1 protein-coding gene is annotated in these 219 nt (G+C 52.1%); it reads left to right on the top strand.

Annotated elements, in window-relative coordinates; translation table 11 throughout:
* The coding region (locus G5A07_RS21980; RefSeq protein ID WP_191864044.1) for a response regulator at nucleotides 1–219 on the top strand (219 nt) is incomplete at both ends.

Genomic DNA, 219 nt, shown 5'->3' with positions numbered 1-219 from the left:
CTTTGGAGATGCTCGGTCAAGTTTCCAATTCTACCGAGTTGATCGGTCGGCTCAACGAAGGCGACTGTGATGTCGTTATCGTCGACTATACGATGCCGGGCGGGAAATATGGCGATGGACTGGCATTGTTGTCATTGCTGCGGCGACGTTATCCGCATCTGCAATTGGTTGTCTTTACCATGCTGAACAATCCGGGCCTTATCCGGGCCATTCTCAAGC

This window comes from Stenotrophomonas sp. AS012628, from assembly GCF_010608305.1.
In the GTDB taxonomy this organism is placed as follows: domain Bacteria; phylum Pseudomonadota; class Gammaproteobacteria; order Xanthomonadales; family Xanthomonadaceae; genus Stenotrophomonas; species Stenotrophomonas geniculata.
The sequence above is the reverse complement of the archived record's forward strand: the minus strand, read 5'-3'. Positions and strand labels throughout refer to the sequence as shown.